This window comes from Candidatus Pelagibacter sp. uisw_098, assembly GCF_059512505.1.
Window position 1 is genome coordinate 729,746 of the sequence record NZ_CM183454.1, and the last position, 16,202, is coordinate 745,947.

Consider the following 16,202-nt stretch of genomic DNA (forward strand, 5'->3'; position numbering starts at 1 on the left):
TTTAGCTAATTATATATCTTAAATTTAAATATTGATATTTTATCAATAAATAAATTATCACGAAAATAACAGTTGTAATACCGGTGCAATAGATAAATTTTTTTAACATTTTAGGATTTTCTGGAGAACCAAGGTCTTCACCCTTGATTTTAATAGGTTTTTGTCTATTTACATCAATTGGAAGAATTACAAAAAAAACTATCCACCAAATAATTATGTAAATTATAGCAAGACCCGTTGCACTCATCTAAATTCTTACTAAATTGATATTTATAAATGGTCTTTTACCAGTCAATTCTTTAGCACATTTTCTGCATGTGATTTTTAAGGCATCAATTAAATTATATTCTTGTTTTTTACTTTTTATAGAAAAAGTTCTTGTTGTTTTTTCTATTGCTTCTTCTAATTCGTATATAAATTCATCAACATCATATACTGGTAAGCCTCTAAAAGTTAATATGGGTCTTTTATGAATATTTCCTTTTGTAGTAATTAAAATAGTCACCTCCATATACCCATTGGCAGCTATATTTTTTCTATCTTTAATTGATTGAGCATCTTCCTCAACGTTCATATTTCCATCTAAATAAAGTCTACCACTTGGTGCTTTATCAAAAACATGTGGTCTACCTGGAGCTAATTTTACAATATCACCATTTTCTACTTGAACAGGGTGTGGAACTTTCATTTCATGTGCAAATTTCATATGTTCTATCATATGTCTATGTTCTCCATGAACGGGTACGGCACATTGTGGTTTAACCCAATCATACATTTCTCTAAGGTCGTCTCTATTGGGGTGGCCAGAAACATGTACAAATTCACTTTCTTCCGAAATAACTTCAATGCCATCTTTGACTAATTGGTTCTGTAATTTGTATAATTTTTTTTCATTACCTGGAATAATTTTTGATGAAAAAATAACAGCATCATCTTTTTCTATATAAACATCTGGATGAGTATTGCTAGAAATTCTCATAAGTGCAGCCATAGGTTCACCTTGGCTACCAGTGCAAAGATAAACTATTTTTTCTCTAGCGATTTTATTTGCGCCACGAGCATCTATAGGTTCAATAACATTTTTTAAATAACCACATTGTCTTGCTGCTTTAAATATTCTATGCATAGATCTTCCAACTAGAGCTATTTGTCTGCCAGTTTTTTCTGCACAATAAAAAGCCGTTTCCATACGCGCTACATTTGATGCAAAAGAAGCCATCACAATTCTTTTTTTAAGGCTACCCATTATATTCAATAAGCTTTTTCTAACATCTAATTCAGAACCAGCTTTTCCCATGCTAAATACATTTGTTGAATCGCAAATCATAGCAAGGACACCTTCTTTACCAATCTCTTTAAGTCTATCAGAATTAATTTTTTCACCAATTAAAGGTTCTGGATCAATCTTCCAATCTCCAGTATGTAATATTATCCCAGCTGGAGTTTCAATTCTAAGACCATTAGGCTCAAGGATCGAGTGAGTTAGTGTAATGTACTCAATTTTAAAAGGATCTAAACTTACAGTTCCATTCAATTGAACTATTTTTAGATATTTGGTTACATCGATATTTTTTTCTTTAAATTTTTCTTTTATTAAAACTGCAGTAAATGGGGTTGCAAAAATTTTACATTTTAATTGAGGCCATAAATGAGCAATTGCCCCTATATGGTCTTCATGAGCATGAGTTAGAATAATTCCTAAAAGGTCCTCTTTCTTGTCCACTATAAACCCAGGATCTGGATAAATTAGATCAATTCCAGGTAAGGTATCATCAGCAAATGTAACTCCTATATCAACCATGATCCATTTATGTTCTCCAGGTTTTCCATAGGCAAACAGGTTCATATTCATGCCAATTTCTCCTGATCCCCCTAAAGGGCAAAATAATAATTCATCTTTCATATCTATTTAATTAAAATGCTGGCTCTGATTAGGCCGTTAATTGTAATGTCTTTATTTAATGTAGCTTTCGTTTTTGTTGAATTCTTGAATAAATTAGAAAATCCTCCAGTAATTATAATTTTAAAGGACATCTTAGTCTCTTTCTTAATTAAATTAACGATATTGTCAATTAAACCCTCATAGCCCCAAAAAAAACCAGCTCTAACAGCGCTAATAGTGTTTAAACCAATAACTTTATTTGTTTTTTTTAAATTAATCTTGGGAATTTGAGTTGCTTTGTCAGTCAACGTATCAAGTGAAAGCTTTACCCCAGGAGCAATAACACCACCATAATAAGTGTTCTTAATCAAAACATCAAATGTTGTCGCAGTTCCAAAGTCTAAAATTATAAAATTATCTTTATTATTAATGACTCCAATTGCATTGGCCAATCTATCTGAGCCAACTTGTCTGTAGTTAACTTTAATTTTAATTAATCTATTTAGTTTAAGCTTTTTAAGCTCGTGACATTTAATTTTATAAGTTTTATTAAAAAAGTTTTTAATTTCATTAAATGATTTTGGAACAACACTGCAAAATAAAGATTTATCAATTGATTTATTTTTCAAGTTTAGGTTTGATAAAGATTTCTTAAGTAAAGAAGGGTTTATTTTTTTTGTTATTAAGGTAACTCTTTTAATAATAATATTTTTAGAGTTTACCAAACAAATTTTTGTTTCAGTATTTCCTATATCGCCAACAATAATCATTTTAAATTTCTATTTAAGTTTTTTATATTAAATTCAGGTAACAGTGGAATAAAAAATTCATAAATTTTTTTTAGTTTTAAAATTGCATTATTAGCTGTAATTTTTACACCAGTTAAGTCAAAAAGATTTGTGGTTAAATAATTTTTTATAATTGGGCTCTTAATCAAATTTATACCTATCCCAACAACAATAAATTTTTTACCTGATTTAGATAATGTTTCCTGTAATATACCTGAGATTTTCATATTATTTATTAATAAATCATTTGGATTTTTAATCGTAATTTTATCTTTATAAAAATTTGATAATAGTTTTTTTACTAAAAGACAGTTAACTTTTGTCAAATCCTTAAGTGATAATTTAACCAAACTAACTTGAAAAAAAATACTTACAAATAAATTTCCTTTAAATGAAGTCCACTTTTTCCCATATTGACCTCTTCCTCTTTTTTGTTTCTCTGCAATTACAATTCCTGATTTATTATTGGTATTTTTAATTATTTTTATAGCTATATCATTTGTACTATTTACAATTTTAAAATTGAACTTTTTTAACTTCATTAAATAATATTAATTCTAGATACAATTTCCACTAATTTGCTAGGAAAGATAAAGTAAAAAAGAATTAACAACGTTGAAAAAGTTAATGATATTCTTAACCAAATACTATGATCAGTGTCATATTTTTCTCTTCCTTCATCAAAATAAATAACTTTAATTATTCTTAAATAATAAAAGGCAGCTATCACAGTTGATAGTAAGCCAACAATTGCTAAAAAATACATTGATTGTTCAATTACAGATTTAAATACATAAAACTTAGCAAAAAAGCCAGCTAATGGTGGAATGCCAGCTAATGAAAAAAGTATAACAAGTAATGATAGCGATAAAACTGGATGATTTTTTGATAAACCTGATAAATCATCAATAGTTTCAAAGTATTGATCATTTCTTTTCATCATAAGTAAGCAGCTAAATAAGCCTAGATTCATTACTAAGTAGATAGAAATATAAACTATAGATGATTGAATACCTTCGTTAGTTCCAACAGAAAGACCTGCTAAAGCGTAACCAATATGACCAATAGAACTATACGCTACTAGTCTTTTTAAATTATTCTGTCCAATCGCTGCAACAGCTCCAAATATCATTGAGGCAATTGATAAAAAAATAATGATAGGCTGCCATTGATCAATCATATTAAAAAATGGGACATATAAGAATCTAATAAAGACCGTTAAAGCCGCAACCTTAGGTACTACAGCAAAAAACAATGTTACAGATGTCGGTGATCCTTCATAAACATCAGGCGCCCACATATGAAATGGTACAGCGGATATTTTAAAAGCTAATCCAACTAGGATAAAAACTATTCCGAATGTTAGACCATAATGAGTGGAATCCATTGAGTTACCAATAATATTAAAATTAGTTGATCCAGAAAAGCCATAAATCAAAGAACAGCCATAAAGCAATAAACCAGAAGAAAGTGCACTTAATACAAAATATTTAAGACCTGATTCAGATGATTTTAATTGATCTCTATTAAATGATGCTAAAACGTACAAAGCTAGTGATTGTAATTCAAGTCCAATGTAAAAAACCATAAGATCGTTAGAACTAATCATAACCATCATTCCTAAAATTGAACAAAGGACTAAAATTGGATACTCAATTAAAAAAATTTGGGATATCTTTAAATATTTTGTTGAAATTGACAATACAAAAGCTCCACCTAAAATTGTAAGAATTTTCATTAAAGATGAGAGGCTGTCAATTACATAGCTATTTCCAAATAAGGTTACGGCTCTATCAAAAGGATTATTTAATATTAAAATTCCAGTAATCAATAAAAGCCCTATTGAAAGATTATGAATTAAACTTGAGCTATTTTTTTTAAAAACACCCAAAATTAATAAAAACATTATCGATAAAGAGATAAAGATTTCAGGAGAAATAAAATTCAAATTATTCATTACTTTTGTACCTCGGGACCGAACATATTTAAGTTAAAATTATACATTTCAATTAAGTCATTTACCGATACTTCAATCGTGTTAATAAGTGGTTCTGGGTAAAAACCAAAGAATAATACTGGTATAGCCAAACTCCATAAAATAAATTTTTCTGAATTATCTAAATCAGGTATTTTTAGAAGGTCTTTGTTTATTAAATTTCCAAAAACTACCCTTCTATATAACCATAACATATATGCAGCACCAAAAATGACACCAAAACTAGCAATAACTGCTACTAAAAAATTATCCTTGAATGCACCCATTAAAATTAAAAATTCTCCTATAAAGCCACTAGTACCTGGCAGTCCTAATGAAGCCAAAGTAAACAGCATAAATAAAATTGAATATTTAGGCATCACTGAAACTAGACCACCATAAGTTTTAATTAACCTTGAGTGCATACGATCATAAACTACACCCACACATAAAAATAATGCAGCTGAAACAAGTCCATGACTAATCATTTGAATTATACTTCCTTCAATACCCTGCTGTGTAATTGTAAAAATTCCTAAAGTTACAAACCCCATATGAGCCACAGAAGAATATGCTATTAATTTTTTCATATCTTCCTGCATTAAGGCTACTAGAGACGCATAAATAATTGCAATTAAACTTAATGAATATACTAAAGGAGTAAATAATTCTGAGGCTACAGGAAATAAGCCTAATGAGAATCTAATAAAGCCATATCCAGCCATTTTTAATAAAATTGCAGCAAGTAGAACTGAACCAGCAGTTGGTGCTTCTACATGAGCATCAGGTAACCAAGTATGAACTGGCCACATAGGTGTTTTAACAGCAAAAGAACTAAAAAATGCAAGCCACAATAAATTTTGATATTTAGTATCTATGCCCAATTCATAAAGTTTTGTTATATCAGTTGTGCCAGCAATCCAATAAATTGAAATTATTGCAACTAACATTAAAACTGAACCAAGTAATGTGTATAAGAAAAATTTAAAAGCAGAATAAACTCTTCTTGCTCCACCCCAAATTCCAATAATCAAAAACATTGGAATTAATCCAGCTTCAAAAAATAAATAAAATACAAGTAGATCAAGTGAACAAAAAACTCCAATCATTAGACTCTCCATTACCAATATGGCAATGAGAAAATCCCTTAACCTTATTTTAATTGTGTTGTTAACAGATATTATACACAATGGAGTAATAAGTGTTGTTAGAATTATAAATAGAATTGAAATTCCATCTATACCCACCTTATAATTAACAAAACCTTTTAGCCACTCTCTATTTTCAATAAATTGAAAGCTTGATGTTGATGGGTCAAATAAATACCATAAATATATTGAGATTAAAAAATTAACAAAAGAAGTGAACAAAGCAACATATTTTCCTGTATTTGAATTTTTATCTTTTGAAAATAATAAAAATAAAGCTCCAATAGTTGGTAAAAGAATTAATGATGATAAGATTGGAAAATTCATTATTGTAAAATTAAAAATGTTAATAATGCAGATAGACCAATCAATATCATGAAGGCATATTGATAAATAAATCCACTTTGAAATTTACTGGCTTTTAATGATAAGTTTTTAATTAGTAGAGAAAGACCATCGGGTCCAAATTTATCAATAATTTTTACATCAATTGTTTTCCAAAAGAATAGTCCTATTTTTTTGGAAGATCGAATAAATATAAAGTCGTATAATTCATCAAAGTACCATTTATTAACTAAAAAATTGTACATAGGTTTGTTGGATTGAACAAATTGATTTGGTAATTCTTTATTTTTTACAAATAAATAGTAAGCAATTGGAATGGATAACAAGACAAGAATGGGTGTAATCAAAATAATCCATAAAGGTGGATGATCTGTACTTAATGGATTTAGAAATTTAATAGAATCTCCCCAAAAGTGATTTTCTCCTCCATGACCAATAAATAAATCTTTAAACAAAAAACCTGCGAAAATTGAACCAATTGCTAATACAATCAAAGGTATAAGCATGACCATAGGAGACTCGTGCATTTCTTCAATTTTTAATCTTTTATTATTATAAGTTCCATGAAATGTTTTAAAAATTAATCTCCACGAATATATTGAGGTAAGTAAAGCTGTTAAAATACCAACACCCGCAGCATAATACCCTACTGTATTACCTCTGAGATAGGCAAATTCTATAATTGCGTCTTTTGAATAAAAACCTGAAAGAAAAGGGAAACCTGTCAGAGCTAGCGTTCCAATAATCATCAAAATCCAAGTATAAGGTAACTTTTTATGCACTCCTCCCATATGATTAATATCTTGTTCATCTTTAAATGAATGAATTACAGATCCAGACCCTAAGAAAAGTAACGCCTTAAAAAATGCATGCGTAAATAAATGAAACATCGCAACATTATAAGCACCAACACCAGCTGCAAAAAACATATAACCTAACTGACTACATGTTGAGTAGGCAATAATTTTTTTTATATCTGTTTGAACTAAGGCGACAGTTGCAGCAAAAAAAGCAGTTGTCATTCCAACTACAGTAATAATATTTAAAGTTAAAGGGGAATATTCAAAAATTGGAGAGCATCTAACAACCAAAAAGACACCTGCTGTAACCATGGTAGCTGCATGTATTAATGCTGACACAGGTGTGGGTCCTTCCATTGCATCTGGTAGCCATGTGTGTAAAAGAATTTGTGCAGATTTACCCATGGCTCCAATAAATAAAAGGATACAAATTAAATCAATGGCTTTGATGTGCATTCCTAAAAATAATAATTCTTTGTCAATAATTTGTGGAATTTGTTGAAATACCTCGGAGTAATTGACGGTACCAAATAGATAAAAAATTAAAAATATTCCTAGGGCAAATCCAAAATCACCCACTCTATTGACTACAAAAGCTTTTATAGCCGCTGCATTTGCTGAATCTTTTTTATACCAAAAACCAATTAAAAAGTAAGAACAAAGGCCTACCCCCTCCCATCCAAAAAATAATTGAAGAAAATTATCAGATGTAACCAACATTAACATTGCAAACGTAAAAAGAGAAAGATATGCCATAAATCTTGGTTTATGAGGATCGTGAGACATATAACCAATAGAATAAATATGAACTAGTGAAGAAACCAGAGTTACAACAACAAGCATTACTGAAGATAACGCATCCACTTTAAAAGACCAATTCACATCAAGTGTTCCTGAATTAATCCAAGTAGCAATAACTACATTATTTTCATATCCGCTAACAATAACTTGATAAAATAAAGTCAAAGATAGTAGAGCTGAAATCGAAACAAAAATACTGGTTATGATCTCTGAATTTCTGTCACCTATAAATTTACCAAAAAAACCAGATATAATAGATGCTAGCAGTGGAAGAAATAATAATGCAAATTCCATATTATCCTTTCAAACTATTTATTTTTTCAACATCAATTGATGATGAGTTACGGTAATAAACCACTATTATTGCTAAACCTATGGCAGCTTCTGCAGCAGCTACAGTTAATATAAAGAGTGTAAAAATTTGCCCCGTTATGTCATTCAAAAATATAGAGAAAGCCACCAAATTAATATTCACTGCTAATAGAATAAGCTCTATACTCATTAATATTACTATGATATTTTTTCTATTTAAAAATATACCAACTATACCAATAGTAAATATTATCGCTCCTAAAGTAAGGTAGTGGCCCAAACCTACATCAATCATCAGACTTAACTCCTTGATTGCTAGGAACATCTATCAATTCAACACCATCTGTTCTTTCTCTAGATATTTGACTAAAATAACTTTGTTTTTTGACACCAGATCTCTTTCTAAAGGTAAGAACAATAGCCCCTATCATTGCAACTAATAAAATCATTCCACTTAATTGAAAGATATGGATGTAATCAGTATATAAAACATAACCAATAGCATGAGTATTACTAATGCTACTATCTATATTTAATGACATAGAAGAAACAAGATCTGACTTGTATTTCCATCCACCAATAACAATAATTAATTCAAAAAATATAATAGTACTAATGATTAATCCAACAGGCAGATGTTTTGAGCTCTCCCTAGCACTAAACCATTGGTTTTTTTGTTGAGCAACATTTAACATCATTACAACAAATAAGAATAAAACTGCTACCGCTCCAACATAAATAATTAACATTATCATGCCAAGAAATTCTGCACCTATCATTATAAACAAACAAGAAATACTAATAAAATCTAAAATTAAAAAAAAGACAGAATGAACAGTGTTTTTAGAAACTGTAACCATTATCGCAGAAACAATTGCTATTAATGAAAAGATGTAAAAAAAAATGGCATGTGCTAACATAATTATTATCTATAAGGTTTATCTGCTTTAATATTAGCAGCTAAAATATTTTCCCATCTATCACCATTATCCAAAAGTTTTTCTTTATTGTAATAAAGTTCTTCTCTTGTTTCTGTTGAAAATTCAAAATTTGGTCCTTGAACTATTGCATCCACAGGGCAAGATTCTTCACAAAGACCGCAATAAATACACTTCATCATATCAATATCATATCGGGTAGTTTTTCTACTACCATCCTCTCTCTCAGAAGATTCAATTGTAATTGCTTGAGCTGGGCATACAGCTTCGCATAATTTACAAGCAATACATCTTTCTTCACCATCAGGGTATCTTCTTAAGGCGTGTTCACCTCTAAATCTTGGACTAATTTTTCCTTTTTCAAAAGGATAATTAATTGTTTTTTTAGATTTAAAAAGTTCTCTTAAAGCAATAGTAAGACCTCCTAGAAAATCTAACATTAAAATTGTTTTAAAAATTCTTGAAATTTTCATAATTAATTAATTGGTAGTAGGTTAAAGTAAAATAAGTAACTTGATGTAAGAACCACCCATGTTAAAGCTAAAGGTAGAAAGATTTTCCAACCGAGTCTCATCAACTGATCATACCTATATCTTGGTACAATAGCTTTTACCAACGCAAATAGTATAAAAAGAAATAAAATTTTAAAGATTAACCAGATAGCACCTGGAATTAAAGTGAATGGGTAAATTTCAATTGGAGACAACCATCCACCTAAAAAAAGAATTGCTCCCATGGCACACATAAGAAGAATATTTGCATACTCACCCAACCAAAACATTGCATACATCATTCCAGAATATTCAGTTTGATATCCTGCAACGAGCTCTGCTTCTGCCTCTGGTAAGTCAAATGGTGGTCGATTTGTTTCTGCCAACGCTGAAATAAAAAAAATTATAAACATTGGAAATAATGGAATTACAAACCATAGGTTTTCTTGAGCCATAACTATATCGTTTAAGTTTAACGAACCAACACAAAGCAAAACATTAATTATAATAACACCAATTGAAACTTCGTAAGATACCATTTGAGCTGCTGATCGAATTGCACCAAGAAAAGGATATTTTGAATTTGAAGCCCAACCACCCATAATAATTCCATAAACACCTAAAGATGAAACTGCAAATAAATAAAGAATACCAACGTTGATATCAGCTAATACTTGAGTTGCACTAAAAGGAATAACTGCCCAAGAGATTAACGCCAAAGTCATGGTAACAATTGGTGCTAATATAAATATTACTTTATTGGAGCTTGATGGGATAATAACTTCTTTAAACATGTATTTTAGTGCATCAGCCAAAGATTGAAGTAAACCAAAAGGTCCGACAACATTAGGTCCTTGTCTTTTTTGAACGAAGGCCCAAATACGACGATCAAGCCAAACAACCATTGCAACAGAAACAAGAACTGGAACTAATAAAAATAAGATTTTATATGTCTCTGAAAAAATTATACTTAAATAATCCATTTTATTAACCTTCAGTGCCTGTTAATTTTAAATTTGTCTTAGCACTCTTACATTCAAACATGGTTTTTGAAGCTCTTGCTATAGCATTGGAGTAATAATAATCTTCATTATTAACTTTTAAAATCTCTTGCTTAAATTCTAAATTCTCAACATTAGAAGATTTAATAGATTTATTTTTTTCAATGTATAAATTAATTTGATTATGCAAACTGCTATCCAACTCGTCTTTGTCATTAAATAATTTTCTATGATTCATTACTTCTGCTAATTCATTAATTATCAACCAGTCTTCCTTAGCTTCTTCTGGTGGATAAGAGGCCTTATAGGCTTTTTGCATTTTACCTTCTAAGTTTGTAAAGTAACCATTTTGCTCTGTGTATGCAGCACCTGGAAGTATAATATCTGCAATCTCTGCTCCTTTATCTCCATGACTTCCTTGATAAATTATAAATTCATTCTTTTTTTCAAATTTAAGATTATCTACTCCTAAAAGATAAACAATTTCAAACATATGATTTTCTAAATCTTTTAGTACTTCGTTTGAGCCATCTACTGTTTTATATAAACCTAAGTCAAAGCTACCGACTGTAGATGCATTTTCTGAAATTGTATTTAAAGAATTCCATTCATCTGACATCTTATTATTTTTTTTTAAAAAAGATCTAATAGATTCAAAAATATATTTTGCAGATTTGGTTTTTAGGGATGACTGACCAAAGATAATTAAAGGTTTTTTGGCTTCTTTAATTAAGCTCGATACTTCATGATTGTCTTCTGTAATTTTTTTAATATTTTCAATATCACCATTTAAAGATTCGTATGGATAAGTCAGATCACCAATTTCATTTAAAGAGATTATTTTTGTTTTATTTTGTAAATATGCTTTTCTAATACGCGCATTTAAAATTGTTGCCTCATACCTTGGATTGCTTCCTATAAGTAAAATAAAATCCGCTTCTTCTATGCCGTTAATTGTTGAATTGAATAAATAGTTTTCTCTTTTTTTCGGATTCAAATATGTATGATCACTTCTTGATTCAACATTATAGGAACCTAGTGTTTTATTAAAAAACTCTTTAAATATATAAAGTGTTTCCATGTTAACTAAATCACCAGACATTCCACATATTTTATCTTTGTCAGTATTTTTAAATTTAGACTTAATTATATTAAAAACTTCTTTCCATGATGCTTTCTCGAATTTACCATTATATTTTATATAAGGTGTATCTAGGCGTTGATTTAACAAGCCATCACAAGCATATCTGGTTTTATCTGAAATCCATTCTTCGTTAATATCTTCATTAATTCTTGGTAAAATTCTTTTAACTTCCCATCCATATGTATCAACTCTTATATTTGAACCAATAGCATCCATCACATCAATAGATTCAGTCTTCTTTAATTCCCAAGGTCTAGCCTCAAATACATACGGTTTTGATGTCAAGGCACCAACGGGACATAAATCTACTACATTAGCTGATAGTTCTGATTGCATAGATTGTTCAAGATATGTTGTGATTTCCATATCTTCACCTCTGCCTATCGCTCCAATCTCTGTTACACCAGCAACCTCTGTAGCAAACCTAACACATCTCGTACAATGTATACATCTGGTCATTTGTGTTTTAATTAAAGGTCCCATATTTTTTTCAGAAACATCTCTTTTATTTTCTTTGTATCTAGATTTATCAATACCATAAAACATAGATTGATCTTGCAAATCACATTCGCCCCCCTGATCACAAACAGGACAATCCAATGGATGATTAGCCAACAAAAATTCCATTACACCTTTTCTTGCTTTTTCAACAAACTCAGTATTTGTTTTAATATTCATTCCCTCTGCTGCTGGCATAGCACATGAGGCTACAGGTTTAGGGGATTTTTCTAATTCTACTAAACACATTCTACAATTACCTGCTATTGATAATTTTTCATGATAACAAAATCTTGGGATTTCAACACCAGCTTTTTCACAAGCTTGAAGCACAGTTAGGCCCTCTTCAACCTCTATATCAATTTCATTAACTTTTAATTTAAGCATTTTTTTTATCCAATAAGTGTTGATCTACCAAGTAAGGAATATTTTTTTCTTTTTTTATAGTTGGGTTAAGATTATTTCTATCTTCAATATCTTTTTTAAAATGTCTTAATAATCCCTGTACAGGCCATGAAGACCCCTCACCAAAAGCACAAATAGTGTGTCCTGCGATTTGATTTGTTACATCTCCCAACATATCAACTTCATCTCTTGACGCTTCACCTTTAGCCATTCTTTCAAGCATTCTCCACATCCAACCTGTACCTTCTCTACAAGGTGTGCATTGACCACAACTTTCATGTTTATAAAATCTAGCAATTCTTGCCATGCATTTAATGATGTCTTGATCTTTATTAATAACAACTATACCTGCAGTTCCTAATCCACTTTTTTCTGCCATTAGTGAATCAAAATCCATTGTTAAAGTTTCACAAGTTTTTTGTGGTATTAAAGGCATTGATGAACCACCAGGTATTACAGCTTGTAGATTTTCCCACCCCCCAATAACACCTCCGGCATGAACTTCAATTAGTTCTTTAAGAGATATGCTCATTTCTTCTTCAACATTACATGGATTGTTAACATTACCGGATATACAAAAAATTTTTGTTCCTGTATTCTTTGCTTTACCTAAAGATGCAAACCATTTACCGCCTCTTCTTAATATAGTTGGGATAACCGCTATAGTTTCAACATTGTTAATTATAGTTGGGCATCCATAAAGACCAATTAAAGCTGGGAAAGGTGGTTTCAATCTTGGCTGACCTTTTTTACCCTCTATACTCTCAAGTAAAGCAGTTTCTTCTCCACATATATATGCTCCTGCTCCATAGTGAATATAAATATCTAAATCCCAACCTGTTTCAGATGCATTTTTTCCTATTAAATTTTTTTCATAAGCCTCATCAATTGCTGACTGAAGTTTTTCTCCATCTATAAAGTATTCTCCTCTTATATAGATATAACAAACATGTGCTTGAACAGCATAAGCAGCAATTAAACATCCTTCAATTAATTTATGAGGTTCAAATCTTAAAATATCTCTATCTTTACAAGTGCCTGGTTCTGACTCATCTCCATTTATAACTAGATAATGAGGTCTTGAACCCAATTCTTTTGGGGCAAAAGACCATTTTAAACCAGTTGGAAATCCAGCACCTCCTCTACCTCTAAGTTCTGAAGCTTTAACCTCAGTTATTATCCAATCTCTACCTTTTTCAATTAAATCTTTAGTGTTTGTCCAGTCACCTCTTTTTCTTGAAGATTCAACATCTGAACTCTTATCATTATATAAATTCTGAAATATTCTATCTTCGTCTTTAAGCATTTTTTAAATCCATAAGTGTTTTTCTATTATTTTCAGGTTCGTTATTTATACGGCCTCGATACGATCCTGGCTTAGGTGTTTCACCAGCAAGGATCTTATCTAAAATTTTTAATGTCTTTTCTTTATCTAAATCTTCATAATATTCATCATTGATCTGCATCATGGGTGCATTAACACAAGCACCTAAACACTCAACTTCCATCCAAGAGCAACTTTGATCTTTTGATAATTCATTTTCATTTTCAGAAATTTTTTCTTTACACGCTTCAACAAGTTTGTAGGCCCCTCTAATCATGCATGGTGTGGTTGTGCAAACTTGTATAAAATGTTTACCCACAGGAGCAAGATTATACATTGTATAAAATGTTGCTACTTCGTAAATCTTTATATAAGGCATGTCTAAAAACTTACCTAGGTATTTCATAGCAGCTAATGGAATCCAGTTACTGTTTTGTTTTTGTGCGATATAAAGCAAAGCCATTACAGCACTTTCCTGTCTATCTTTAGGATATTTTGCAACGATTGATTTGGCGGCTTCTAATGAGTTTGTATTAAACTCAAAAGTCTCAGGTTGCTCTTTTGAAGGTCTTCTTAAGCTCATTATCTGTCAACCTCTCCAAATACAATATCTAATGAACCTAATACAGCAGGTACATCTGCAAGCATATGTCCTTTAATTAAGTAATCCATTGCAGCTAAGTGGGAAAAGCCTGGGGCTCTTATTTTGCATTTATACGGCTTACTAGAGCCATCTGAAATTAGGTAAACACCAAACTCACCTTTGGGTGCTTCAACAGCAGTATAAATTTCATCTTTATCTACACGGTAACCTTCTGTAAATAGTTTAAAATGATGAATTAAAGCTTCCATAGATTGTTTAATATCATTTTTTGGTGGAGGGCTAATTTTCCCATCAGATGATTTAATTGGTCCTTTTTTCATTTTAGCTAAACATTGTTTAATTATAGAAACGCTCTCTCTCATTTCTTCAATCCTACACAAATATCTATCATAGCAATCTCCATTTTTACCAACAGGTATCTTGAAATCTAATTGTTCATAACATTCGTATGGTTGTGATTTTCTTAAATCCCAAGGAACTCCTGATCCTCTAATCATAACACCACTAAAAGAATAATCTAAAGCATCTTCTTTGGTCACAATTCCAATATCAACATTTCTTTGTTTAAATATTCTGTTGTCAGTTAACAGTGTTTCAAGATCATCAATTATTTTAGGGAAAGACTCACAAAACTTACCTATATCCTCTTCTAACCCCGTTGGTAAATCTTGATGGACACCTCCTGCTCTAAAATAATTAGCATGCAACCTTGAGCCTGACGCTCTTTCATAAAAGGTCATTAAAGTTTCACGTTCTTCAAAGCCCCATAATGAGGGTGTTAAAGCACCAACATCAAGTGCTTGAGTGGTTACATTTAATATATGACTTAAAATTCTTCCAATTTCGCAAAACATGACCCTTATAAATTGAGCTCTAATTGGCACATCAATCTTTAATATTTTTTCAATAGCTAAAGCAAAAGCGTGCTCCTGATTCATAGGAGCAACATAATCAAGTCTGTCAAAATAAGGTACAGCTTGCATATATGTTTTATTTTCTATTAACTTCTCAGTACCACGATGCAACAAGCCAATATGAGGGTCTGCTTTTTCCACAACCTCACCATCCAATTCTAAAATCAATCTTAAAACCCCATGAGCTGCAGGGTGTTGAGGTCCAAAATTAAGATTTAATGTTTTAGTTTTTTTTGTCATTTTCTTGATCTGTTTGCTTTTTGATATACTTGGTTCCTTCCCAAGGACTTTCATAATCAAAATTTCTATAATTTTGTTCTAATTTAACTGGTTCTTTAATTACTTTTTTCTGCTCTTCACTATATCTAACCTCTGTATGTCCTGTTAATGGAAAATCTTTTCTTAGTGGATGACCTTCGAAGCCGTAATCGGTAAGTATTCTTCTTAAGTCTGGGTGATCTTTAAACTTAACTCCATACATATCAAAAACTTCACGCTCCATCCAGTTCGCGGCTGGGTATATTGATGTTAATGAAGGGATAACTTCATTTTCACTAATGAGATAACTTAATATTATGCGCTGGTTAAACTCATGACTTAGAAATAAATAAACCATTTTAAATCGTTGAGCATTTTCAGGGAAATCAACAACAGTTATATCAATTAATTGTCTAAATTTTGTATTTTCATTGCTCTTAATAAATAATGTGACATCAATTAAATCTTCACTATCAATACTTATATAAAGTTGATCATGTCTAATTTCAGATTTTTTAATCTTAGTAGTAAGTTGTGAGTTAATTTTTCTTTCAAGATCTGTTAAATTAATCAT

Annotated in this window: 16 protein-coding genes; all 16 read right to left on the minus strand. The window is 30.5% G+C overall.

What is annotated here, in order from left to right; all coding sequences use genetic code 11:
• Position 1: 1 nt before the first annotated feature.
• The 16 genes from AC5YF9_RS03955 to AC5YF9_RS04030 are packed head-to-tail and all read right to left on the minus strand — an operon-like array spanning position 2 to position 16,202.
• The gene (locus AC5YF9_RS03955) at positions 2 to 247 is read right to left on the minus strand and encodes a DUF1467 family protein (RefSeq protein WP_415303410.1); all 246 of its coding nucleotides are present in this window, start codon (positions 245 to 247) and stop codon (positions 2 to 4) included.
• Positions 248 to 1,903 carry a ribonuclease J gene (locus tag AC5YF9_RS03960; protein ID WP_415303411.1) on the minus strand — a complete coding sequence of 552 codons (1,656 nt, stop codon included), beginning with the start codon at positions 1,901 to 1,903 and terminating at the stop codon, positions 248 to 250.
• Between the two features lie 2 nt (positions 1,904 to 1,905).
• Entirely contained in the window at positions 1,906 to 2,652 is a 747-nt protein-coding gene (locus tag AC5YF9_RS03965) for a type III pantothenate kinase (protein ID WP_415303412.1), read from the minus strand.
• Positions 2,649 to 3,212: a biotin--[acetyl-CoA-carboxylase] ligase gene (locus AC5YF9_RS03970; RefSeq protein ID WP_415303413.1), complete on the minus strand. Its 564-nt coding sequence runs from the start codon at positions 3,210 to 3,212 to the stop codon at positions 2,649 to 2,651. The genes AC5YF9_RS03965 and AC5YF9_RS03970 overlap by 4 nt, the downstream gene beginning before the upstream one ends.
• Positions 3,212 to 4,627, minus strand: coding sequence for an NADH-quinone oxidoreductase subunit NuoN (nuoN, locus tag AC5YF9_RS03975; RefSeq protein WP_415303414.1), 1,416 nt, complete (start codon positions 4,625 to 4,627; stop codon positions 3,212 to 3,214). The genes AC5YF9_RS03970 and nuoN overlap by 1 nt, the downstream gene beginning before the upstream one ends.
• Positions 4,627 to 6,120 carry an NADH-quinone oxidoreductase subunit M gene (locus tag AC5YF9_RS03980; protein ID WP_415303415.1) on the minus strand — a complete coding sequence of 498 codons (1,494 nt, stop codon included), beginning with the start codon at positions 6,118 to 6,120 and terminating at the stop codon, positions 4,627 to 4,629. The genes nuoN and AC5YF9_RS03980 overlap by 1 nt, the downstream gene beginning before the upstream one ends.
• The gene (nuoL, locus tag AC5YF9_RS03985) at positions 6,120 to 8,033 is read right to left on the minus strand and encodes an NADH-quinone oxidoreductase subunit L (RefSeq protein ID WP_415303416.1); all 1,914 of its coding nucleotides are present in this window, start codon (positions 8,031 to 8,033) and stop codon (positions 6,120 to 6,122) included. Before nuoL ends, AC5YF9_RS03980 begins: the two co-directional genes overlap by 1 nt.
• A 1-nt stretch (position 8,034) precedes the next feature.
• Positions 8,035 to 8,346, minus strand: a complete 312-nt coding sequence (nuoK, locus tag AC5YF9_RS03990) for an NADH-quinone oxidoreductase subunit NuoK (protein ID WP_415303417.1) — start codon at positions 8,344 to 8,346, stop codon at positions 8,035 to 8,037.
• On the minus strand, positions 8,339 to 8,971 hold the full coding sequence (locus tag AC5YF9_RS03995) for an NADH-quinone oxidoreductase subunit J (protein ID WP_415303418.1): 633 nt from the start codon (positions 8,969 to 8,971) through the stop codon (positions 8,339 to 8,341). The genes nuoK and AC5YF9_RS03995 overlap by 8 nt, the downstream gene beginning before the upstream one ends.
• A gap of 5 nt (positions 8,972 to 8,976) precedes the next feature.
• A complete protein-coding gene (gene nuoI, locus AC5YF9_RS04000) occupies positions 8,977 to 9,462 on the minus strand; it encodes an NADH-quinone oxidoreductase subunit NuoI (protein WP_415303419.1) in 486 nt (161 codons plus the stop codon).
• A 2-nt stretch (positions 9,463 to 9,464) separates the two neighbouring features.
• Positions 9,465 to 10,463 (minus strand): NADH-quinone oxidoreductase subunit NuoH, encoded by a 999-nt coding sequence (gene nuoH, locus AC5YF9_RS04005; protein ID WP_415303420.1) that lies wholly within the window; start codon positions 10,461 to 10,463, stop codon positions 9,465 to 9,467.
• 4 nt (positions 10,464 to 10,467) lie between these two features.
• Positions 10,468 to 12,510, minus strand: coding sequence for an NADH-quinone oxidoreductase subunit NuoG (nuoG, locus tag AC5YF9_RS04010; protein WP_415303421.1), 2,043 nt, complete (start codon positions 12,508 to 12,510; stop codon positions 10,468 to 10,470).
• Positions 12,503 to 13,834: an NADH-quinone oxidoreductase subunit NuoF gene (gene nuoF / locus AC5YF9_RS04015; RefSeq protein ID WP_415303422.1), complete on the minus strand. Its 1,332-nt coding sequence runs from the start codon at positions 13,832 to 13,834 to the stop codon at positions 12,503 to 12,505. The genes nuoG and nuoF overlap by 8 nt, the downstream gene beginning before the upstream one ends.
• Positions 13,827 to 14,435, minus strand: coding sequence for an NADH-quinone oxidoreductase subunit NuoE (gene nuoE, locus AC5YF9_RS04020; RefSeq protein ID WP_415303423.1), 609 nt, complete (start codon positions 14,433 to 14,435; stop codon positions 13,827 to 13,829). Before nuoE ends, nuoF begins: the two co-directional genes overlap by 8 nt.
• Positions 14,435 to 15,610, minus strand: a complete 1,176-nt coding sequence (locus tag AC5YF9_RS04025; RefSeq protein WP_496169826.1) for an NADH-quinone oxidoreductase subunit D — start codon at positions 15,608 to 15,610, stop codon at positions 14,435 to 14,437. Before AC5YF9_RS04025 ends, nuoE begins: the two co-directional genes overlap by 1 nt.
• Positions 15,594 to 16,202, minus strand: a complete 609-nt coding sequence (locus AC5YF9_RS04030) for an NADH-quinone oxidoreductase subunit C (protein WP_415303424.1) — start codon at positions 16,200 to 16,202, stop codon at positions 15,594 to 15,596. Before AC5YF9_RS04030 ends, AC5YF9_RS04025 begins: the two co-directional genes overlap by 17 nt.